This is a genomic window from Jeotgalibaca sp. PTS2502 (assembly GCF_001975685.1).
In the GTDB taxonomy this organism is placed as follows: domain Bacteria; phylum Bacillota; class Bacilli; order Lactobacillales; family Aerococcaceae; genus Jeotgalibaca; species Jeotgalibaca arthritidis.
Genome location: NZ_CP019433.1, coordinates 2,211,808 through 2,234,123 on the forward strand (window position 1 = coordinate 2,211,808; position 22,316 = coordinate 2,234,123).

The following is a 22,316-nucleotide window of genomic DNA, read 5'->3' on the forward strand; positions in this document are numbered from 1 at the left end:
CACATTGGCACAAGCTCAATACATCGGCACTGGTCGCCGTAAAAACTCAACTGCTCGTGTACGTCTAGTACCGGGAACAGGTAAAATCGTCTTCAACAAGAAAGACATGGAAGATTACATTCCATTCCCTTACTTGTACGAAGTAATCAAACAACCATTAAACATTACAGATACTTTAGGTAGCTACGACGTTCACGTGAACGTTAACGGTGGTGGATTCACTGGACAAGCTGGAGCAGCTCGTCACGGAATCTCTCGCGCACTATTGTCAGTAGATCCTGACTTCCGTGCACCACTAAAAGAAGCTGGACTACTAACACGTGACCCACGTATGGTAGAGCGTAAAAAACCAGGTCTTAAGAAAGCTCGTAAAGCTTCTCAATTCTCTAAGCGTTAATATTGCTTATATATCAACGTTCAAGACGTTTCGCAACTTAGTTTGTGAAACGTCTTTTTTCATTGTTGACACCATTATTGACACCATTTAGGACAGTGCTATTTTGAGCTAGTTTACGATAAGCAATTTCACCAACAGGCATTTTAATAACATTTGGTGTATTTACATAAACTTTTGTGATTGTCGTATCGCTATGAGTAAGAGCTTCTGAAATCTGTTCTAAAGAAGTACCAGATTGTCTAGCTAAGGTTGCTCCAGTATGTCTTAACTTGTGTGGTGTAGCATGAGCTAGGTGTTTATGTCTGCGTTCAATAGATTTCATTCGATAGTTTAAATAGTCAGTATGAAGTGGTTGATTGATATTGCCTTTACGATCATTAAATGTGAAAACAAGTTGTTCCTCAGTTTACTCGATATCAAACTGATCTAGCTCGGTTTGCTGTTGATTTTTCCATTTGAGTAATAATTCTTTCAATTCAACGGGAATATGGAAAATTGTCGTTTTATTTCCCTTTGTGTTTTTCTCGTTACCAAACTTATCTAATGCTTTACCAATAGAGATTTGTGATTTTGAAAAATCAATGTGTTTCCATTTTAAGGCATAAGTTTCAGATTTTCGGTCAGATAAGAAAAAGGTCGTCTGGAAAAGAATGTAGTCTTGAAAAGATAGAAGTTCGTTCTGCCAATCTACGTGAACAGCGATAAGCCATTCCTGTAATTCTTCAAATGACAAATATAAATCTTCTTCTTTCCTAGCTTGCTTTAATTGGTTCTTTTTAGTCGCTTTAATGCGTTTTAAGGACTTTTCAAGTTTATTCCGCTCAATGTATTCTAGTTCCTCAGCCCAATCAAAAATCGAGTTTACATAGCTTCTCAATGTTTTAAAGTTCGCATACTCAATAGCTTTTTTTGTCATTAATTGCAAGACTAACGCCTTATTTTGGTTGAGGTAATTCAGTGTGTATTTACCGAACATTGGTAATATGTGAAGTCTGAATACATCTTTTGTATTGCTAACTGTTACAATTGTTGGCGGATTCGTATTTGTTGAAGTGAGCCCTGACGTATAAGCATCTAGCCAAACATCGCTATAAAAATCTTTGAACAGAGCTTCTCCACCCAATTCAAAAGCATTCTTATCTTTATTCTCACGTATTTCCTTGATTTTGGCATAGAAGTCAATCTGTGCTTCATTTGCCTCCTTTTTTGTTTTGAACGTTTTTGAGTAAAGCTTTTCTACCCCCAATAGGTCTTGAACATCTTGGGGGTAATAAAGTCTTAAACGATAAGTGTTATTAGTAGTTTTTGTAATTGCCATAGTATTTACCTCCGAAATGCGAGCCGAAATCAAATACTATAACTTGATTATACAAACTCTAAGGTGTTTTTTCTAGTTGTTTTAGCCATTTATCAATAGAGATTTTATCGAAACGAGTTGAGCCATTGACTTTGATAACAGGTAAGCCTTGCTTAATCCAAGAATCTAGGGTGTTGTTGGATAGTTGTAGATAGTGGCAGGTTTGTTTTTTATTCATGTACCTACAATTAAGATTGACTTGATTTCTAGTATTTTCAATTTCAGTAAGAATCAGAGTAGAAACTTGGATTTTTATGTTGCTTAATTGTTCATTACTGAGTAAAATTTCTACTTCATTCAAACTAGGTACCTTAGATATTGATTGTACTCTTTTAACTGTTTGTTACTTTGGATAGTGAATTTATTCATAGAGTGATCTCACCTTTCTTCTAAATTAATTTTCATCTAAAAATTGTTTGAACTTATTATATGTTTCTAACCCATTCAGTTGATTTTGCTGTTTCAGCGTATTCACTAAAGTATTTTTCTTTTTTGTCTCTGGAATAGGGACATAGGTTTGTAAAAAAGAATCATATTCCTGTACTTCAAAATAATCTGGTGTCATAAACTGAACAAACGTAATTCTTCGTTGAAGCTGCTTAAAAGAATCTATTGTTTTTTTTCTTCCAAAAATTTCATCATAGAATTGCTTTGGACTGTAAGGGGAAGTGACAATGAACAGGTCAACCATAAGAGATTTATCAAAAAATCGACTGGGTGCTTTAGGATTTTCTCCATAAGGATCAAGCATTTTTAATAAATCATCATAAGGAAAAGTTTTCGGTCGTAATTCATCTAAAATAACAATGTGTTCTCCTTCATAATGCTGAAAACTATCATTTGATGAACCTGTAATAAAATAGCCTCCTTTTTCTGCGGTTGCGTATTTTTTCGCTAAAACGGTTTTCCCTGTTTCTGAGCGACCATAAATCCATAGTACTGTAATAGGTTCACCCTTGGCTTTTCGATGAGCAAGCCAGATTTTTGCTTTCTCAGCTTGGAATTGTTGATGTACATCATTGATTTGTTTTTTTGCTTTTGCAAATTGTGATCCTGTTAAGCTGGCAATGACATCTTCTTTAGAGAGTTCGCCAGAACCTAATCGATCGAGCAAATCTTTGATGATCTCACTATCTTTTGCTGTACCTCTTTGTTTTACTTTTTTGGAAATGTCATTCAATAAAGATGGATAATCAAAATTTGCTTTGACTTCTTCAATAGGATAGAGATATTTTTCTTGTGCTTCATTTGTTTGGTGAACCAAATAAGAATAGGCATTATTGACATTTCCTCGCCATTGTTGAAAAGCAGATACTTGTGGTTCATTGATGAGCTTTGCGAGTTGTTCCAAGCTTCTTGGATTTTTAAACTGTAGAACAATATGGACGTGTTTTTCAATAGGTTTGCCTTCTTCATTTATATCTTTGTCATGAATGATTCCTGCAATCTTCACAGGTTGTAATTGCGTGGTTAAGGTTTTAAAGATACTTGCGAGTGTTTTTCTTTTAATTGATTTTGGTAGATGTCTTAACTGCTGTTCATACATCACATTTACTGCTCTTGGTGTAGCCATGGTGACAAGCTCCTTTCATGTCTAATTTTGTTAAACTTCATCAAGACTTTAGTCTAATTTTGACAAATTTCGAATTTAGCTAAAAACGCTTGGCTCGTTTGGTATTATTCGATTTTTTTGAACTTTTGACAATGTTACATGCGGTGGTATAACAAGCCCTACCACCGCGTTGATTGTAGGTTTTACTTGAAATTTGGCTATAGAATGTAAAAATTAATTTATAGTGGTGTTTGTGGTGCTTTTTTGCTTTCGTTCCGAGCAAAAGCACCACGGATTAATTTCGTTTTGTACCAATTAGCCACAGAGTAAATTTTTTACGCTCAAAGGTTGAGATAATATAGTCTGAATAGAAGCTTGCTAGATGTTCCTTTATTTGTTCCTCATGCTCTTTCAGTATTTTTTGAGCTTGTGCTTCTTTAGGAACTTTGATGAATAAAGTTAACTGATCTTGTGTTAAATCAAGTACTGATTTTCTAACTGCTAGATTAAATCGAGTGACTGACTTGTCTTCCGTTTGGAGCTTCTCATTTAACTGGTTATTGGTTTTAGGAAGCTGTTGAGATTGTTTTAAAAAACGTCTAAAACGCAACGTACCAAGATAGGATTTTCCTAAATTAAGTAGAGAATCATTTTTCAGTCGTTTAATAATTTCCGCCAAAAGTAAAATGAGTAGTAAGGTAGACATGATGATACTAATCTATTGAAGTGAAAACACTAGCTTTCTAAACAGAATAGACTGAAATCGAATTAATGGAAGAGTACTTGAATCAATCTCCGTGAAAACTTGTATCGTTTTAAATAACATCAACAAGATAAGCGCGAGAAGGAGTACCGAGCCTAAAAGCTGTATAAAATTGTAGGTTTTAATGAAATACGATTTTTTTATCATAGAATCCCTCTTTCCGTATAAAATGTAGGCGTGAGAAGTGGTAATACTTGATAAGGATGTTCACTATCGATTACCTGTATCAAACCTGTTCCTTTCCCAATAGGAATAACTATTCCTTCGGGGTCTAAATCAGGAAATAAGAATTGAGTGGTCTTACTACTGATATTGCCAATTTGAACCAATACGTTTGCTTGTTCTCGTACACTTACGGGTACAGCATTAAAATCAAAGCGCTGTGAGACTAAAATTAAATGACAGCTAGTTGCACGACCTAACAAAGCGATTGAGCTAAGTAGAGACATGAAAGAATCTTTGATTTGTTTGTTTACTCCTTCAGAGAGTGCGAGAACTTCATCTATCACGATAGTTAGATGTTCAAATTCATGTGTAGGGTCTTCATATAAACGTTCTTGCCTTTCATAAACCGTGTTTAGTACAGAGCTTAAGGCATCATTAACTTGGCTAACAAAATCACTTTTCGATCGATTACTCTGTGGATGAATAACAGATAAATTACGACTTTTTGCCCATCTTGAAGGGCTATCGAATTTGGGGTCAATAATGATAAGCGTAGACATTGAATTTAAGATTTCCAGAATATATGTTAGAAAGTAAGATTTTCCACTACCAGAATTTCCAGCAATCACAATACTTGTGATTTTTCGATAATCGATTGCTAAATTTTTCATGATAGGAAGTTGACTTTCTTTAATTGTAGAAGCGTATTCTGTTAAATTTGAGATAATCAGTCGTTCGCTAATACCTTTGAACCAAGGAAAGAATAAGGCTCGTTGTGTGTGAATATCTTCTGTATCAAGGGGCATAAAATAGGCTGAATTTTGTTTTAAAAGTGTATACCGCGGATAAAGACTAGCATTTGTAATAATGAAAATTTTTTTATATAGCTCATCATCAATCAAATAGCCCGCAGGAGTGCGGGGGACGAATAAAAATCCGTCCTCCTGAACTTCTACATAAAAAGAATTGGTATACGTTGATTCTCCGTTCATAGAGAGTGCCATGTTTAAACTTTGATTCAAATATTTTTCAATAGCTACTCTATCCATTAGTTAATTACCTTGAAACCGTTCGCCTTAAAATAGACATTATTTCGAATTTCGATTCCTTGTAAATTATCAAATTCTACAATGGAAAGAAAGGGCGGTAAGGTAGGCTCTTTTTCAAATTTCACGCTAAACGGATTTAAGCCTTTTTGTACGAACCAAAGTTTATAGCCCTTGATATTATTAGTACGTTGCTTGTCTACATACTCATGTTGGGTTTCAATAAATGAAGTGGCACATTGAGTTGGTACATTTGTCACGATAAATTTTCGAGCGGTTGCTTCTGAATATTGGTTTGATTGAGTAAATGATGTTTTCATATTATAAAGTTCTCCAAATCATATTATTTTTTTGCTTAAATGAAGTATCCGCAATTTTCTTCATTTTTAGTTGAATGATTTGCGGGTCATCCAACGAATGTATCAAAGAGATGTGCACGAATCTTCGATATATTTATAATAATAGAGAATCTTTTAAAATGGTTGTCAGTCTAGTTGTTAATTGCCAGTCAGTTGAACAACAAAATGAACAACTGAATTTTAGACAATAAAAAAAGAGCTGTTTAGCTCTTTTTCGTATCCTCTATTTGGCGAATGTCAATAAATCCTCATCTGTCAGAAATAGCAATAAATTATTTTGCATATGAATGATGGATTCTACCATACTTAAAATATCCTCATTTAAGAGTTCCTGCAATCGATGCCCAATTTGGCTATTATTTGTAAAATAGCCCGGAATGACTTGATTTTGGAAGTGGGTATCTTCATACCTACGCATATAAAGAGCATCCATTTCTTCATCGGAGATATTGTTAGAAACTTTAAATATTGGATAGCCATCTTCAATCACTGGACGGTAATTTTTGGATCGCCCATTGTATTTTGATGAAATGACGCGGGAGATAACACTGTCAATATCTTCTTCTATTATATATTCCTCTTTCGGTTTTTCCTTAAAAATAATGTCATATTTTTCAAATTCAGCCAATAATTTATCATCGGGTTGCTCACCATTTTGCACCATTTTCATTGCAATTTCGTAAAGTTTAGCTTGTTTCTTTAATTCATTATCTGGTAATTTTTTATCGTTTTTTCTTGCTCGACTTCCTATAGTAATATTTATACCGCCATCTCTTGTGGTTTTAATTGGAACAGTTTGTTGATATGTTTCGGGTAAATCTTCTTTTAGGAAGTCTTGAATTAATTGTTTTGACAATAAACCTAGTTTAAAAATACTATTATTTTTCATTTTTTCAATAACGGTTGGAACAATATTTGCACAAAATTCTTTGATGATCCAAAAATTCATGGTTGAGTTAATGGTGGAATAAGCAAAATGTTCAAGAATAGAGGGCATTGCATTTGTTTTAAAGGAACGAATCATTTTTTCTTTGCACAGCCACCACATTTTATCGCATATATCTCGACTATCAATTACTGTATCATCGTTTATAGGTGTTGTTATAAAATCTCTTTCGATATTAATGAATTTCTCACCAATAGATAAAGTTCTATCCATTTCTTTGTTTACTGAATCCATAAAAGTTTCATCAGATTTCAAGAAATTATATCTTTGTAAATTAAATTCTGCAAACATCTCTGCCATAGATAGAACAGCTTTTTGAGAAGTTATGGATACCCTATCCACATTTTTATATAAATCAGAATGAGTACTTAAATCTTTTTGTAGGATTGAAAAAAACAATCTGTCAAATATCCATTCTAATGTTTTCTCTAACTCTTCTGAATTTCCAAAAATAATTTCTTCAGGTAAGACTTCAAATACATTTGCATAATCCAATAAAACTGTTTCAGTAATAAAGTTTCCGCATTTAGGACAAATTTCTTTCTCAATCCGACTTATAGCAGCTTTATCAGAAATTTGTTCCATTGTTAATCTGTAACTTTCACGTAATTTTTTGCATCTTTACGAGATTTTTGGTACTAGTAATGCTTGTAAATCAATCATACTTTACACCTACACTTTCCCTATTTTATAGTCTGAGTACAAATGAGAATTAATGTTCTCGAAAATGTTATTTTGATTAGTTTTATTTACAAATTATTATTTAAGGTAAAGAACGTAAAAGGGGGTAATGAGTAAAAAAGCAGAATGAAATCTTGATTAATCCCATTCTACTCTATTTTTTATAAGGCATTCTATTATCTGTAAGGTTTAATAAATAATATACACTTGTTGAGTAATATTGAGCTAGTTTGACTAGTGATTGACTAGGAATATCTAAATTTCCTGATTCATAACGAGAATAAGTTGTTTGGCTGACATTTAAAAGTTTTGCTAATTGTTCTTGGGTTAAATCTTTATCCTCACGTAAATCACGAATTCTATAATACATAAAATCACCTCAAGATAATTTTACGTTATGCGTTTTTTGCATATTGATTTTTATGCGATATTCGCATAAAATGAAGATGTAAATTAAAACTACGAATAAGGTGTCTTTTGAGCGATTAAGCTTAGTCAATAATGCATGCTCTCGTTTCAAACATTTTTGTTTGAGCGGGAGTTTTTTATTATGAGTTAAAGAATTCTATTTGAGAATTACCTTGTTTCTTTTGATATAATTAACTAATAGAAGAATGTTCAGGAGGTATAACATATATGTCAATAACAGAAACCTTGCTAGATTTCGCTTTTAGTGAATTATTAACGAGTTTTAAAGATAAAAAGAGAGAAGCAAAGATACTCAAGGATTTAAAAGAAAATATCCAATCTTTTGATGAAAACTTTAATAATACAGAACTAGACACGAATACTTTTGAAAAGTATCTTTGTGAAAATCCGCTTGTATCGAGTTATTTTTCAAAGATATTTATTCATGGTCAAGAGCAAGATTCGGCCACTTTAAATAAAATTATTAATGATGTAATTAATAAGATTAATGCAAAGCGAATTTCTCAAGGGGTAAGTTCTTTTACCAATAAAGTAATTATTGAGGATTATTTTAGTCGATTAAGCGCACATCTTATTTCAGAAAGAAAGCGTATTTTAGGGCTAGAAAGTATCCTGTTAACCGCTGAAATTAAAGATGTTCTACTACCTGCGATTAATACTCTTTTGGAAGAGCAACTAACTAAGCCATCAAATGATAATTTTAAGTTTACAAGTCAACTTCTATATAGCAATAATCAAACTTCAATAATAAGTTTAGGAGAACGGTATTCACCTGAAATTAATATTGCAACAATTGGAAACGAACCTTTCGAAGCATTATTTCAGACGAGAACTTTCCAGACAAAGTTGATAAGTTTCTATAATGAAATTATTAATCAATTTGATAGGTATAAAAGCCCAAGTGGTTGTGAAAAAGAATGGGAAGAGTTAGTAAAAATAGAGACATCTGAAATAGTAAGCACTGATTTAATTGAACAGAATGTTGATAAGGTTGCTACATTTTTCGTGAAAAATAGTGATGTTCAAAAGGAACTAACGGATCTTCAAAAACATTATTTTTATAATACTAAAAGAGCTCTTAGCGATTTTGAAGATTTTGTTGCTGAAACAAAAATGAAACTATGGAATCATCCATTTTTAATAATCACCGGTGATGCTGCAATCGGGAAGTCCCATCTTTTAGCTGATAATGTCGAGAAGATGGAGCAACTAGGTCACCCAATCATTTTTACTTTGGGACAGCAATTTCTACCTACTAAAGATCCATTACAACAGATTGTAGAGAATTTTGGTTATACAATTTCAGTTGAAGAATTTTTATATCAGTTTGACATGTTTTCCGAAAAACGTGGTAAAAGAGGTTGTATCATAATTGATGCATTGAATGAGACAGGTTTAAATAGGTTTTGGCAAACACAGTTACAGATAATGACGAGTAAGATTGCTAAATATAAAAATATTGGTATAGTTTTTTCAATTAGATCTACCTATGTTAGGAATATTCTTCCAGAAAATTTTGCTGAACAAAATAATTTTCAAATTTATAATCATGATGGAATTACAGAAGCAGAAGATCATGAAATAGAAAAATTTGAAAGATATTTTGGATTAGATAGAGGAGAACTTTTGAAAATATATCCAGAATTTTCAAGCCCATTATTTTTAAAACTTGCTGCAATTTCGTCACTTATGCCTGATTCATCGAAGAAAAAATTAACATGGGAAAGTTTGATTGCTCAATATATAAAGCATATAGAGAAAGAAATAAGTACTGAGTATAGGCTAAACTATGATGGAAAGTACTTGGAATCAATAATTGAATATATTTCTCATGAGATGCTGAATACTCATAGCAATTTCTTAAATTATCGACAAGTTAAAAGTGAGATTGCAAGAAAGCTAGATTATGATATAGCATCGAGTAGACAATATCTCGATGAGCTGATTAAAGAGAATTTATTTAGTAAGTTTACGAGTTTTGATGGAGAAGAAAAAATTCATTTTACGTATGAAAAAATTCGGGATTTCTTTGTTGCAAGTGATATTGCCTTGAGATTTGATCAGAATCCAGAGACTTTTGGAACAGTGATACAAGATTTATTATTGGCTAATAATGAGTATGGAGTTGTGGAAATACTTTTCTTCATGCTTCCAAATAGTAAAAATGCTGAAATCACTGATTTTATTGAAAATAAAGATGACTTTTATGATTTAGATAGATCTTTTATTGAGAGTATACCATGGCGGACAGCAAGTTTGAATTCCGAATCAATAAAAGATGTTTTAAGAAATATATTTAATAATGATAATATGATGATGGAGTTCTTGAATAAACAATTTCTACTCGCGATAGATACAGAAAGTCCATTTAATTCAGAATGGCTGACAGCTTTTCTTTTCCCTTTACCTAATGATTTGAGAGACTATGTTTGGACAACTAGAGTTTCAAACGGTTACTATACATTCGCATTGCAGTTTATTAGGAGAATTAAGAGGAATTATATGACACACTCATGTAGTCAGTTGAATTTGGCATTGAAACAGCTCATATGGCTTCTTTCATCTGTAAATGGTGCGGTAAGAGATAATGCAACTAAAGTTATCTCATTGATTTTGATAAGGAAACCAAAATTAATAAAGGATAACCTTGAATTTTTCAAAGATATCTCTGACTTGTATATAAGAGAACGTCTATACGCAGCTATTTTTGGGGCTATTGTAAAAATTGAGGATTACCAAGTTATAGAATCTACGGCAGAATCCATCTATGTTACAATATTTGATCAAGATGAAGTAGTTCCAAATGTATTACTAAGAGATTATGCAAGACAATCAATAGAATTTGCTTTATCTAAAGGTCTGTGTAAAAATATTGATCAAAAATTAATAGTTCCACCTTATCAATCTCGTTGGTATGATTTTGAATTTACTAATGATGACGTAGATTCCTATGTTAAGAAATATGAAAGCATTGGAAATAATGAGGGGAATTCTGTATACAGCATTAGAAGTTCAATGACAACAGAGTATGGGCGAGGTGCTGGCGCTTATGGTGATTTTGGTAGATATATTTTTGGTTCAAGAGTTTCTCCATGGAGTAACCAATTTAATGATCAAGATCTAAGTAATATTGCCTTTAAAAGAATTTTTGAAATTGGATTTTCTCCCAAATTACATGGATATTTTGACAATACTCAACCTTCAAATTATGACCGACATAGTCATAGTATTGAAAGAATTGGAAAGAAGTATCAATGGATAGCTTACTATGAAATTCTGGCTAAATTAGCAGATAATTTTCAGATATTTGAAGAAAAAATAATTTATGATGAAGAGTATCAAGTATATCAAGAACACTATTTGGAGCGGCTTATGAGTTCTTTTGCATCTTTTGATTGGCCTAGCGATGATGACGGGGAAGTTGAAGCGCAGGATATAGTGGAAGAAATGAACTCTGAAGAACATATTATAGAAGTAAAAAAAGTAAATCAACGATATTTTCAAGGTCCGTTTGAAGATTATATGAAAAATATTGATCCCACTTATCATACCGAGTTACCTGATCCCATTGGAAAGCTACTTAGTTATTCTCAGGTACCTTCATTAATCGAACCCAATGTCTTTAATGTTGATAAGGAGTTTGTTGAATGTGAATACAATGGGAAAAAATATATAAATCTATATTTTCGTTATAGCAATGAAGAAAATTTACGAGGATTGAAATCTGCTAGTACTGTGGTAGGTGTAGCGTTCTTCTCGAACAAGATTGTTGAAGATAAGATAATTGAAGATAATATTAAGAATTATGGACAAGGAGTTTCGGCGCCCAACAGTGTAAATATTTTCTTACATGAATTATATTGGAGTCCAGCGTATGATTATTTTGAAAATATATATGATGAAGAAGAAAGAAATTTGAAAGAGTTTGCTGCTTATGAGTATTTATGGGAAAGTAACGATGATTTTTCAATTGATGAAGGGGTAAGTTTATATATTCCATCAAAAAATTTAGTAGATCATTTTTCTCTTACTTCAATTAATGATGGAGTTTGGAAAGATAATAATGATGAAATAATCGCTTTTGATGGAATTGTATATGGGTATGAACATTCTCTATGGTTTGATCAGGTAAAACTTATTGAATATATGAATATAACTAATCAACAATTGTTCTGGAGGTCGTGGGGAAGTGAATCAGTCGGTTCAGAGTTTATTGAAAAATGGTTTCTAGTTGAGAAAGAAGATACAAATTACAAAATTCATATTTCAGAAATGTATGAAGGAACCCGAGACAGATAAATATTTCAGAAAATGTGAATGTGTTTTTATTTTACAACTGAGTAAGTTGTTAGTTTAGTCATTTAACATTTTTTATTATTTAAATGTTTGTCTAATAAATAATGTGGATATTTATATAAATCAATGCAGATATATAGAGAGTGTAAAATATTTTGTGTAAATAGAAAAAAGGAAGTCTCTTCTGTAGAATAGAGTTACCACAACACATTCACAGAAAAGAGGACTTCCATATGAACGATTTTACTACAGAAATTCTAAAGACTCTAGCGAACAAAGGCGATTTGAATGAATTATTCCGTGTCCATTTGGAAAAAGCTGTCAATACGCTTCTCAAAACGGAGTTAACGGCTTTCCTCGATTACGAAAAGTACGATCGCATTGGTTTTAACACGGGTAATTCTCGTAACGGCTCCTATGACCGTACGGTCAATACCGAGTACGGGGAACTTCATCTCCAGATTCCGCGCGACTGCAACGGCGAGTTCAAGCAACAGACTGTTCCTGCTTATAGACGGACGAATGATACCTTAGAGGAGACTGTCATTCACCTCTTCCGAAAAGGTATTACCATGTCGGAAATCGCAGACTTGATTGAGAAAATGTATGGGCATCACTACACGCCCCAAACCATGTCCAATATGACTAAATCATTTACGGAAGAAGTCACTTCATTTAAGGAACGTGAGCTTCATGACCGTTATGCCGCTATTTATATGGACGCAACCTATATCCTTTTAAAGCGGAAAACCGTCGCCAAGGAAGCCATTCATATCGCAGTTGGCATTCGCCCGGACGGTTCAAAGGAAGTGTTGAGCTATGCGATTGCACCAACTGAATCTATCACGATTTGGGAAGAGATTTTAATAGACCTCCAGGAACGTGGCGTGAAAAACGTCCTCCTTTTCATCACGGATGGCTTAAAGGGGATGGCAGGGGCCGTGCAGCGGTTCTACCCCAAAGCCCATTTTCAACATTGCTGTGTGCACGTTTCCCGTAATATCACCCACAAAGTGCGTGTCGATGATCGTAAGGAAGTCTGTGATGATTTTAAAATGGTGTATCAAGCGTCATCTAGAAAGGCGGCATTGGAAGCACGTGGTGCTTTTGCGGAAAAATGGAAAACCAGTTATCCAAAAATGGTGGAATCGATCCTTTCGAACGATTACCTGCTCACTTTCTATGATTTCCCATTAGCCATACACAAGACTATTTACTCTACGAACTTGATTGAATCCTTTAATAAGCAAATCAAGAAATACAGCCACCGCAAGGAACAGTTCCAAAATGAAGAGTCGATGGAACGTTTCTTAGTCTCATCTTTTGATACTTCCAACCAAAAATTCCTAGGTCGCAGTCATACAGGTTTCCAACAGGCCGAAGGCGAGCTCGAACAAATGCTGAGTCAACCGATGGAGAATTAGAAACAATCTACAGTAGGGAAGAACCATTTACACAAAATTATTGACGCTCCCGATATATATTCTTTAAAGTGATAATATAATTATATAGATTAAATTCTACATAATATATTATCTAAAAATGGAGGATGATCATTTTGTTATTTAGACCAAGAATTTTTATCAGCTCAACATTTAAAGAGAATGAAGGAACTAGAAAAAAATTAGAAGAGATTTTTACAGATTTTGGGGCAGAGCCACTATTATATGAGAGTGTTCTAACGCCTTCGGTATTACCATTAACTTATCGTCAAAACGTTTTGGATTCTGATTTTATTATATTAATTTTAAAACAAGATTATGGTACTAAAACAAATTCAGGATTATCTGGGACTCACGAAGAATATAGAATTGCAAAGAACAATAATGTTCCAATGCATGTATATATTTTAAAAAATGAAGAAGATACTGAAGAAGATGAAAACGTATTAAAATTTAAAAAAGAATTAGGAAAAGATAACATATCATACTATTATTTTAAAGACGAAGAGGAACTGGTTTCTCGAATACAAAAGACAACATTTACTATTGCAAAAGAAATAATGTTAAATGATATACAGAATGTTAACCTTCCTGAAGAAGATATTGCACGACTAGTACTAGAAAAAGATTACTCTAAAGCTATATCAATTTTTAAAATTATTGATAAAGCTATAAAGTTAAATCATTACGAAGAAATTGATTTCGCAACAACTACTCTATTTGTTGACATGGTTGAAGAAATTAAATTAAATTATTTTATTCAAGAAAAGGTATTTATTGATTCGAAATTAAATGAAAAATTCCATGATTTTTTGCATGTTGGAGAAGAGATATGCACTGTAATTGTTAATAATACAGAGTATAGTAGTTTTCGTATGAGATATACTCTTGACCATGAAGAAATTAAATTATTTAATACAAAAGTAAATGGAAACGTTGATGGTCTTAGTGAGAATATACAAGCATATTTTAATAAATACGGCAAGTTGAAGAAAATCATTCAAGACCATAAACTTTCATATGATGTAAATTTTTAGTTCATATGAAAGTTTTTAATTGATAGTGTAGTACATATATGATAATAAAGTATTGTATTTTCGATAGATCGGCTCGCATTATTTTTTACATTTAAAAATTGATACTATTGGTTTCAAATTAATTGAAACTAGTCCAAACTTTGTAACTAAAATAATAATATAAATGTTGATATTACAAGGTTTTGAAGCTCATTGAAAATTAAATCAATCGAACCAGGTCTTAAGAAAGCTCGTAAAGCTTCTCAATTCTCAAAACGTTAATCAATTTCTTATTGTATCAACGTTTACAAAGGTTTTTTGGTTCAAGTTGGTTCAAATCAGCTTAAACCTCATAAAGAACTTAACAGATTTAAAGCATCGGCATCTTGCTGGTGCTTTTTTTCTGGCATTAATTCCAGATAATAATTTTGTGTCGTTTGAATATTGATATGCCCTAATCGTTTTGAAACATAAGCAATATCAATATCTTGGGCAAATAAAAATGATGCGTGTGTGTCTCTTAAACCATGAAAAGTTGTTTTTTTAATGTCTAATTCCTTTAATAATTCGGCTAAGAGTTCGGATTGTTTAAAACCTCCAAAACTAAAGATATAACCATTTTCTTTAACAGGTATGTTACGAATTAGCTCATATACTTCTTTGTTAATAGAAACATCACGTTTTGCATTTTGTGTTTTTAGTGAAGTATCATCAGAAGTAGGACTAATCGAGTGCCTAACTTCTATTCCATATTCATAAAGGCTCTCTGGTCGTATTGCTAATAGCTCTCCACGTCGCATACCCGTTTCTAGTGCAAGTAATACAAGTAGGTTAAATTCATCTTCTGGATACTGTAGGACGTGATTACGAAGCTTTTTAAAGTCAGTAATAGATAAAGCTTTGTTTCGCTTAGGTGGGTTTTCACCGCGTGTTTTTACTAAACGAGCAAAATCTTTTGCAATATATCCACGAGCAAATGCATCACGTAATGCGGTCTTAATTTTCAATAGCACTTCATGTGTTGTTTTTCGTGAGTGTGTTTTCGCATATTCGTCAATTTTCTTCTGAACAACAATGTCATTTAGATCTTTTAATTGGATATCCTGAAATAAGTTTCTAATAACACCTAAAGTACGAACATAATTTTGAAATGTCGTTTCTTTAACATCATTTACTTTTACAAGATAAATCCAATTCTCGAAGAAATCCGCAAATGTTGTTGTTCTGTGGGCAAGTTCCTTGCCTTCCCCTTTAGCTAATTCCATTTCTAAAGCCCAAAGTCTTGCTTCTCTTTTTGTAGAAAATGTTTTGGATAGCTTTTTATGCTGTCCATGCTTGTACAAAGAAACTTGTGCCCTGTATGATTTTCCCCTTTTTACAATACTAGCCATGCTATCAATTCCTTTCATAAAAATAGTTGATAGATGCTAGTTGAATACAACTGTATTGTATTCTGTAACTAGCATAATATCAACTACCAATCATTTAAATGGATCGTGCTTCAATAAAACTTGTTAAAGATTTCATTGTGTACCGTTCTTGTCTACCTACCATAAAACGTTCAAGGTCATCATGGGAACGAATGTATTTATCAAATGATTTTGGATCTATACCTAGAAAGCGGGATGCTTGTTCACGAGTTAAAAGGTATGGGTAGTCTGTTGTCGTCATATTTATGCTCATAAAGGCATCGTCTCCCTTAATTTTAATATTATCTATTGCAAAATTACCTAATTGTTCTATTTGAACGGATAACCTTGTTTTGTATATAATACAGAATACTTTTTTAGCCATAACATGACATCATCATTTGGTTCATAATTTTCAAATTCATCGTAAAGAAATGCTAAACATTTCCTTAATCCTTCATCTCCCCAGATATGCCAAACTTTATATAGATATGGAAATAATCCTGATCCATTTAAAATGTGCTTTTGCGATTGTTCTAATAAGTTCGACCGCGGTGAAGGGGAACTAAACATAAAGCTTTTTTGATTAAGCAAATTTAGCATTTTCCTACTGTAAGTCGTTAGTCTGTCAGACTTAGCATAATAAAATTGATAACGATCAGTTAAGGCTGAAACGAGCAAATCTTTTAGTTCTGTATCACTTTTTATTTGTTCAAGTTCGTCTGATAAATCGTGTGCGTAAGTACCTTTAAAAACTGCTTCAAAGCGTACCCAAGAATCATAATGGATAGCTTCCTCATAACGAACACCCATCGTTTCAACTTGTTCTTTCTTCTTATCATAAACCCTTAATAAAGCCTTGATATTTTTGCCTTTCGAGCCCAGATAAAAAGTTGATGTGATATTATCTTTAGTTATTGCCGATAAAATTGAGTGATTTCTTCTTCCTGTACCAGTTTTAACGATTTGATTTTTTTTAGAAAGCTGATTGTAAATCGTGTTTACATTTACTTTTTCATTAATAAAGTCAATTGCAATATCCATTCTTGAAAGTCTAGAAGTATATGAAGCATTATTATTAATATTTTCAAGAAACTGGTGAATCTGTATCGAATCACCAAATGATGATTCGTATTCCTTTCTATATTCCATCCAAGCATGAGCAGAGAACTTTATACAAATTCCCATTTGGATAAAATCCGTATGATATGCTATTGCAAAATAGTACGTTGCATTTTCACAACTAAAACCATTTGAATATCCCTGGGGCAGTGATTGTGTCGCATCTTCTAACTTGCCTAATACTGTTTCGATCTTTGACAATCTGACAAACTCTTTAATAATGCTGATTGCCATACCTTCCCATTCTTCAATACAATTAGGTCTTTTTGTAGATTGTAGAACTAGCGTGAATTCATCGACTTGAACATCTAACAATAAAATCACTCCTTTCAAGTCAATAAACATTGGTATATCAATAACCGAAGTGAAATTCTAGTTTTGCGGAGCGGGGGTTATTACATAACCCCCGCTCACGATCTTAAGTGAGTCACAGCTTCTAATATGTCAAAATCTAAATAACTAAAGTGACAAATTCTCGGTGTATTAGCCACGATTGGACAAGTTAAGATACCTTGCCCTAATTGGAAATCCTTCTCTGGTATGTCTACTCCTGTACCAAATGCCGTTACATAAGTCTGCTTTTCAGCATTACCAAGAACAAATTTCACTGGAAGATTTTCACGTAAATTAGTAGGTAGTAAAGATGCATCAGATTTTTGCATCACAATCCATAAGAAAAAACCTAACTGACGACCTTGTAAAATAACTTGGGATAACAATTTCGTCACTTCATCACGTTTTTTCTTTTCTAGAGTTTGAATAACCGATTGAAAGCTAGCAAATTCATCAAATATAAAAATGTGAGGTTCATATTGAAAGTGAGCATAATCTGCTTCCAATTTTGTATTTAGTTTCTCTTTAATTTCAACTTTTCTAGATTCCATTTTTTCAACAAATGACTGGAGTAACTTGATTATTTCATCGATATCAGTAGCGGTATTCTCCTCTGATATTTTATCTCCAAGAACAGCCAGACTTGAGTTTTTAGGGTCAGCAAAATATAAATTATAATGGACTTTTTTAGTTATCATTTGCAGGATAAGGGAGTAAAGTGCATATGTTTTTCCAGATCCTGTTTGACCAACTAGTAAAGTTCCGTGTAAGGGTATTACAATTGATTTATCAATTTGCAATGTGTATTCATCCAAATGGGATGTCTGCGCACGTAATTCATCCAAGTCGTTAAATTCATATTGTTGAGCGATATTACAATCGTAAATTTCAAATACATGATAATTTTCATCATTAGATAAATAAGCCCTGTCAACTACAAAATCACCTAGAGCATAGGAAATATTTACATCACTAATATCTTTATTAATGTTGATGTTTTCAATGAAGAGTTTTCCTTGCGTGTAATTATCAGAGAATATAACTTTTACTTTTGGTAAATCAACTACTTCATTATTGAAGTAAAACCTTTTGTTATAATAATTGGAATCAAGAAATGCTCTTCTCAACTTTAAAATGGTAAAGTAATAGCGAATAGCGTTCCTAATGCCTTTATGTGCTTTGTTACGAATTAACCAAATAATAATTTGTATCAAAAATAAGATGATTACAATGCTAACGAACAGAATGTAAATATTTTTGTTGACTCCCAAATTAAACTGGGAGTCAACGTAGTGGATTACTATTGTTCCTACAGCAATCAGAAAGCACACGCCATAAAAGAATCTTCCGTTTTGTTTTCTGATTGTCGACAATTTATTGTTTTTTAACATTGATTTTCTCAACGTCTTTGAATCGAAGTATTAAATCAAACCCAATAACAAATGACTTTTCTGGTAAAAAGTCTAGCAAGCGGAGATAATCCCCTTTTTGAATATCGATACGTTCTTTGTTGTTTAGGGCGGTTACATCAAATGTATTTAAGATGTTATTATCCCGTTTAAATCCAGTTTTTTTATCCACACCGTAATCAGTGTCATCTTTAGTGATTTGTAGAGTTAAAGTAACGCCTTTCTCATTTGGATCTTTTTTACTTACATACGGTCGTTGTGAAACTAGTCTGAACATATTTCCTGTGTTGTTTAGAAATTCCTCTGCTTTAAACTTTGTTTCGGTGAAAACCCATGCGTTTGCAATCGGCATTGTGCATAACCTCTTTCTCTGATTTAATTTTAAAACCAATGTGTTGATTGACTAAAAGTCCTTTCTAATAAATCTTCAAGAACTTCAATTGTTTCTTTCAATTCACTACTATCTTCAATCTCAAGGCTACATAAACCTAACAGTAAAGGTACTGTCTCTTTTTGGGGGAAACCTTTTAGTCTGTAACTCTTTAGCAGTTTAATACTGCTATAAACGAGTTTTTCTCGTAATGCCCATTGATATTCCGTCAAAAAATTAGTGATACTTGGAGCGTGTACATATGACCAATCTTGTGTATCAGTTTTAAGCACTTTGTATAGCGAGATAATCACCTCCTTTTTGAGTTTATATAGCCATTTATCAGTATTTGTTTCCTGATAATATTATTATATGGCATTTCATAAAACATCTGAATCCCTTTTAAATTGGAGATTTTCAATATGTTTTATCGTTATTTCTTTTTATTCGTGTTAAAATATAAGTAAAATTGAAAGAGGTAGATAGTATGTATGAAGAAATTCTGAACAAAGAGTATCTAACGACTAATGAAATATTACATTTGATTGACTTTAAGTTTAATTACACATTTGAGGGGAAAAACGAGGACGATCATTTGGTAACTGCAGATACATGGCGTAGTTATCTTAAACAGTTTTATGATGAAAAGGAAGATGAAGGAAAAGATATATCTGTATATTATGATAAATTAAGAGGTGGAAATAAAAATAGAACATACCAAATCGATTTTGTAGAAGAAATTATTGAATTTAGGTCGGACAGAATAAAAAAACTGCTTAATAGTGATCGTAAAACAATGATTGATAAAGATTGGGTTAGTTTAAATAAAGTGCTTATGGGATGGTCGGATAAGGAAGTGCCTAAAAGTGTTTATGACAAAAGAGTTATTATAACTGAATATGCACTTAGAAAAGAAAATAGATTTCCTACAATAACTGAAGAGGAAAAGGTAAGAGTCAAAGAGCAGTTCATTAATGCACTCGTTGATGAGTTGTTTGATAAAGAGAAGATAAATGAGGATGTAGAAGAATGGATTACAAATGGAGAACTTATTCATGGTTATGCAGAACCATTCGAAATGATTGAGGGTGATGAAGGTCCGATAGGTTTCAGACTCGATAGAAAAAACTATTTGAAGAATAGCGTTATTAATGAAATAAAAAACACTTGAACATAGAATATATTGTCGTTTTTCCTTTTCAGCTCCCCCAATTATAATCTTCTAATTCGTCTATAAAGCGGAGACGAATTATCGATTATGTAAAGGGTCTTCGTTCTTCGGATGTTATGAGTCAGCCAAGTAGGATAAGGGTGCGTAAGAAAGTAAATGACGCTTTTAACGCACCCTAATTCATTGGGCTTCCCCAAAACATATACGAATCACTTGATAGCTTTGCTACTTACGCCACTTGACATTAATCGATGCGGAAATTTTCTATGTGGTGACCAAAAAGGTCAAAAATTCATAGAGAGGTTGATCTACATGGAAACTATTTTAGAGATTGTTCGCATTGAACAAATTATTCGCGAGGCAGAAGAAGGAGTAGATTACATTATTCGTAGTCCAGAAGATGGAGCAAAGGTAGCATCTCGCTTTATAGGTCGTGATGATCGTGAAGTATTCTTTGTTATGTGTTTAAATACGAAAAACAATGTTATCGCAGTTCATCGCTGTCATGTTGGTTCGTTGAATGCTTCGATTGTACATCCACGTGAAGTGTTTAAATCAGCAATACTAAATAATGCAGCAAGTGTCATTGTTGCACATCAGCATCCAAGCGGTGATATTACACCATCGACGGAAGATATTAACATTACAAGAAGATTAGTCGAGGCTGGAAAGTTACTAGGCATCGAAGTGCTTGATCACTTAGTAGTAAATAGTGATAACAGTTTTACTAGCCTGAAAGAAAGAGGCTATATTTAAAAGGGAGAAACAACTCCCTTTTTTCTTCAAGATATATTTGTATTTGTCATTTAATAAATGTAAGCTTTAGTAGTTTTTTATAAAAATATCTACAAAAAACTTGTAACGTAATTGAAGTTCGGGAGTTAATAGAGTGAAGGGGGTGAAAAGGCATGGAATTTGAGGAAATATATGACCTCTACTTTCAGGATGTGTATTTGTTTACAACATCCTTATGCGGTAATAGAAGTTTAGCTGAAGAAATCACACAAGAAGCATTTTTTAAAGCATTGAAGTCCATTGATCGTTTCGATGGATCCAAAGATATCCGGGCTTGGCTGTTTACTATTGCTAGAAATACGTATTTTTCCCATCACAAAAAAAACAAAAGACTGATTCATTCTGATTCTTATAATGACGTACCGGATACAGGGGTCACCCTGCTAGATAGTTTAACGAACGAAGAAGATGCCTTTGTCATCCACCAATTCATTCACACGATGGCAGAACCCTATAAAGAAGTTTTTTCGCTACGAGTGTTTGGAGAATTACCCTTTGCGAAAATTGGTGCGCTCTTTGGGAAAAGTTCTGGATGGGCCAGGGTGACCTATCACAGGGCAAGAAAACAAATTGTAGAGTATACGGAGGCGATAAATGATGAAAGAGATTAACTGCCATATCATTCAGGACATTTTACCCCTTTATGTTGATGAGGTTGTCAGTGATGATACACGGGAAATGGTTGAAGAACATTTGAAGCACTGCGAGGAATGCAAAAAAGAAGTTGCGTTTATGAAACGGGAGCTATATCTTCCAGTCGAGAAGGAAGTCCCCATGATTAAAAATTTAAAAAGGAAATGGCGCAATAAAAAATTGATGGTTTCAGGATTATCCGTTCTACTGACAGGTTTAATACTGTTTGGAGCTAATTACCTTGTCTTCCATCATGACACGCTTATCCCTTATTCGGACTCTCTCGTTCAAATTGAATTGCAGGATGATGGCCGACTTGCTTCTCACTATTACGGAGAAGGTTATTATAGTGTTCATGTTGCCGGTCCCTTAACAGTAGAAATTGACGGTAAAGAAAAAAGGGCTGTTTTTTTACATTACACGAAAACCATTTCAAGTTCTCCTACCAAGAAGTTGTTTAATGGAAAGGATTCTAGAAACGAGCAAGATTTTATATTTTCTTTAGCATCATTAGATGATATCGATGTTGTTTATTACGCAGATTTTGATTCGATGGAAATATTTGACCAAGGGAATAATTGGGAACCTGTCATAGAGCATGCTGAATTGCTGTGGGAGAAATAAT

General features: G+C 33.0%; 20 protein-coding genes and 1 pseudogene. 8 read left to right on the forward strand and 13 right to left on the reverse strand.

Translation table 11 applies throughout. From position 1 onward, the window contains the following. Positions 1-4 precede the first annotated feature (4 nt). A complete protein-coding gene (gene rpsI, locus BW721_RS11110) occupies positions 5-397 on the forward strand; it encodes a 30S ribosomal protein S9 (protein ID WP_076768523.1) in 393 nt (130 codons plus the stop codon). Positions 398-403: 6 nt separating this feature from the next. Here the strand turns inward: rpsI and BW721_RS11115 are convergent. From BW721_RS11115 to BW721_RS11155, 8 genes and pseudogenes are all read right to left on the reverse strand, one after another. After that, positions 404-1,715, reverse strand: a pseudogene (locus BW721_RS11115) (site-specific integrase). Positions 1,716-1,773: 58 nt separating this feature from the next. Continuing rightward, positions 1,774-2,055: a helix-turn-helix domain-containing protein gene (locus BW721_RS11120; RefSeq protein WP_076768524.1), complete on the reverse strand. Its 282-nt coding sequence runs from the start codon at positions 2,053-2,055 to the stop codon at positions 1,774-1,776. A 93-nt stretch (positions 2,056-2,148) separates the two neighbouring features. Further along, complete coding sequence (locus tag BW721_RS11125) at positions 2,149-3,327, reverse strand: Rep family protein (RefSeq protein WP_076768525.1); 1,179 nt, start codon at positions 3,325-3,327, stop codon at positions 2,149-2,151. A 274-nt stretch (positions 3,328-3,601) separates the two neighbouring features. Further along, a complete protein-coding gene (locus tag BW721_RS11130) occupies positions 3,602-4,012 on the reverse strand; it encodes a hypothetical protein (RefSeq protein ID WP_076768526.1) in 411 nt (136 codons plus the stop codon). A gap of 200 nt (positions 4,013-4,212) precedes the next feature. After that, the gene (locus tag BW721_RS11140) at positions 4,213-5,283 is read right to left on the reverse strand and encodes an AAA family ATPase (protein WP_076768528.1); all 1,071 of its coding nucleotides are present in this window, start codon (positions 5,281-5,283) and stop codon (positions 4,213-4,215) included. Next, the gene (locus tag BW721_RS11145) at positions 5,283-5,600 is read right to left on the reverse strand and encodes a hypothetical protein (RefSeq protein WP_076768529.1); all 318 of its coding nucleotides are present in this window, start codon (positions 5,598-5,600) and stop codon (positions 5,283-5,285) included. Before BW721_RS11145 ends, BW721_RS11140 begins: the two co-directional genes overlap by 1 nt. A 262-nt stretch (positions 5,601-5,862) precedes the next feature. Then, entirely contained in the window at positions 5,863-7,170 is a 1,308-nt protein-coding gene (locus tag BW721_RS11150) for a hypothetical protein (protein ID WP_076768530.1), read from the reverse strand. Between the two features lie 250 nt (positions 7,171-7,420). Continuing rightward, positions 7,421-7,636 (reverse strand): helix-turn-helix domain-containing protein, encoded by a 216-nt coding sequence (locus BW721_RS11155; RefSeq protein ID WP_076768531.1) that lies wholly within the window; start codon positions 7,634-7,636, stop codon positions 7,421-7,423. Between the two features lie 266 nt (positions 7,637-7,902). Between BW721_RS11155 and BW721_RS11160 the strand changes: the two genes are divergently transcribed. The 3 genes from BW721_RS11160 to BW721_RS11170 all read left to right on the forward strand — a co-directional run bounded on the left by BW721_RS11160 (position 7,903) and on the right by BW721_RS11170 (position 14,470). Next, complete coding sequence (locus BW721_RS11160; RefSeq protein WP_076768532.1) at positions 7,903-11,994, forward strand: hypothetical protein; 4,092 nt, start codon at positions 7,903-7,905, stop codon at positions 11,992-11,994. Positions 11,995-12,224: 230 nt separating this feature from the next. Beyond that, positions 12,225-13,415, forward strand: coding sequence for an IS256 family transposase (locus BW721_RS11165; protein ID WP_076768533.1), 1,191 nt, complete (start codon positions 12,225-12,227; stop codon positions 13,413-13,415). Positions 13,416-13,549: 134 nt separating this feature from the next. Next, entirely contained in the window at positions 13,550-14,470 is a 921-nt protein-coding gene (locus BW721_RS11170; protein WP_076768534.1) for a DUF4062 domain-containing protein, read from the forward strand. Between the two features lie 329 nt (positions 14,471-14,799). On the opposite strand, the gene BW721_RS11175 is transcribed toward BW721_RS11170, so the two are convergent. The 5 genes from BW721_RS11175 to BW721_RS11195 all read right to left on the reverse strand — a co-directional run bounded on the left by BW721_RS11175 (position 14,800) and on the right by BW721_RS11195 (position 19,074). Further along, the gene (locus tag BW721_RS11175; protein ID WP_076768535.1) at positions 14,800-15,840 is read right to left on the reverse strand and encodes a tyrosine-type recombinase/integrase; all 1,041 of its coding nucleotides are present in this window, start codon (positions 15,838-15,840) and stop codon (positions 14,800-14,802) included. A 94-nt stretch (positions 15,841-15,934) separates the two neighbouring features. Next, entirely contained in the window at positions 15,935-16,132 is a 198-nt protein-coding gene (locus BW721_RS11180; protein WP_076768536.1) for a DNA-binding protein, read from the reverse strand. Between the two features lie 56 nt (positions 16,133-16,188). Beyond that, positions 16,189-17,304: a replication initiation factor domain-containing protein gene (locus tag BW721_RS11185; protein ID WP_232222986.1), complete on the reverse strand. Its 1,116-nt coding sequence runs from the start codon at positions 17,302-17,304 to the stop codon at positions 16,189-16,191. A gap of 86 nt (positions 17,305-17,390) precedes the next feature. Further along, positions 17,391-18,704: an FtsK/SpoIIIE domain-containing protein gene (locus tag BW721_RS11190; RefSeq protein ID WP_083686882.1), complete on the reverse strand. Its 1,314-nt coding sequence runs from the start codon at positions 18,702-18,704 to the stop codon at positions 17,391-17,393. Continuing rightward, positions 18,688-19,074, reverse strand: coding sequence for a hypothetical protein (locus BW721_RS11195; RefSeq protein WP_076768538.1), 387 nt, complete (start codon positions 19,072-19,074; stop codon positions 18,688-18,690). Before BW721_RS11195 ends, BW721_RS11190 begins: the two co-directional genes overlap by 17 nt. Positions 19,075-19,579: 505 nt before the next feature. Between BW721_RS11195 and BW721_RS11205 the strand changes: the two genes are divergently transcribed. From BW721_RS11205 to BW721_RS11220, 4 genes are all read left to right on the forward strand, one after another. Then, the gene (locus tag BW721_RS11205) at positions 19,580-20,263 is read left to right on the forward strand and encodes a hypothetical protein (protein WP_076768540.1); all 684 of its coding nucleotides are present in this window, start codon (positions 19,580-19,582) and stop codon (positions 20,261-20,263) included. A 312-nt stretch (positions 20,264-20,575) separates the two neighbouring features. After that, entirely contained in the window at positions 20,576-21,019 is a 444-nt protein-coding gene (gene radC / locus BW721_RS11210) for a RadC family protein (protein WP_076768541.1), read from the forward strand. Positions 21,020-21,171: 152 nt separating this feature from the next. Then, complete coding sequence (locus tag BW721_RS11215; protein WP_076768542.1) at positions 21,172-21,669, forward strand: RNA polymerase sigma factor; 498 nt, start codon at positions 21,172-21,174, stop codon at positions 21,667-21,669. Then, a complete protein-coding gene (locus tag BW721_RS11220; RefSeq protein ID WP_083686883.1) occupies positions 21,653-22,315 on the forward strand; it encodes a zf-HC2 domain-containing protein in 663 nt (220 codons plus the stop codon). The genes BW721_RS11215 and BW721_RS11220 overlap by 17 nt, the downstream gene beginning before the upstream one ends. Position 22,316: the final 1 nt, after the last annotated feature.

What these genes read in the sequence shown, in the direction of transcription:
- BW721_RS11220 (WP_083686883.1), top strand. Translation starts at nt 21,653, where the DNA reads ATGATGAAAGAGATTAACTGCCATATCATTCAGGACATTTTACCCCTT.
- BW721_RS11155 (WP_076768531.1), bottom strand. Translation starts at nt 7,636, where the DNA reads ATGTATTATAGAATTCGTGATTTACGTGAGGATAAAGATTTAACCCAA.
- BW721_RS11175 (WP_076768535.1), bottom strand. Translation starts at nt 15,840, where the DNA reads ATGGCTAGTATTGTAAAAAGGGGAAAATCATACAGGGCACAAGTTTCT.
- BW721_RS11145 (WP_076768529.1), bottom strand. Translation starts at nt 5,600, where the DNA reads ATGAAAACATCATTTACTCAATCAAACCAATATTCAGAAGCAACCGCT.
- BW721_RS11190 (WP_083686882.1), bottom strand. Translation starts at nt 18,704, where the DNA reads ATGTTAAAAAACAATAAATTGTCGACAATCAGAAAACAAAACGGAAGA.
- BW721_RS11125 (WP_076768525.1), bottom strand. Translation starts at nt 3,327, where the DNA reads ATGGCTACACCAAGAGCAGTAAATGTGATGTATGAACAGCAGTTAAGA.
- BW721_RS11215 (WP_076768542.1), top strand. Translation starts at nt 21,172, where the DNA reads ATGGAATTTGAGGAAATATATGACCTCTACTTTCAGGATGTGTATTTG.
- BW721_RS11205 (WP_076768540.1), top strand. Translation starts at nt 19,580, where the DNA reads ATGTATGAAGAAATTCTGAACAAAGAGTATCTAACGACTAATGAAATA.
- BW721_RS11160 (WP_076768532.1), top strand. Translation starts at nt 7,903, where the DNA reads ATGTCAATAACAGAAACCTTGCTAGATTTCGCTTTTAGTGAATTATTA.
- BW721_RS11130 (WP_076768526.1), bottom strand. Translation starts at nt 4,012, where the DNA reads ATGTCTACCTTACTACTCATTTTACTTTTGGCGGAAATTATTAAACGA.
- radC (WP_076768541.1), top strand. Translation starts at nt 20,576, where the DNA reads ATGGAAACTATTTTAGAGATTGTTCGCATTGAACAAATTATTCGCGAG.
- BW721_RS11165 (WP_076768533.1), top strand. Translation starts at nt 12,225, where the DNA reads ATGAACGATTTTACTACAGAAATTCTAAAGACTCTAGCGAACAAAGGC.
- BW721_RS11195 (WP_076768538.1), bottom strand. Translation starts at nt 19,074, where the DNA reads ATGCCGATTGCAAACGCATGGGTTTTCACCGAAACAAAGTTTAAAGCA.
- BW721_RS11150 (WP_076768530.1), bottom strand. Translation starts at nt 7,170, where the DNA reads ATGGAACAAATTTCTGATAAAGCTGCTATAAGTCGGATTGAGAAAGAA.
- BW721_RS11180 (WP_076768536.1), bottom strand. Translation starts at nt 16,132, where the DNA reads ATGAGCATAAATATGACGACAACAGACTACCCATACCTTTTAACTCGT.
- BW721_RS11140 (WP_076768528.1), bottom strand. Translation starts at nt 5,283, where the DNA reads ATGGATAGAGTAGCTATTGAAAAATATTTGAATCAAAGTTTAAACATG.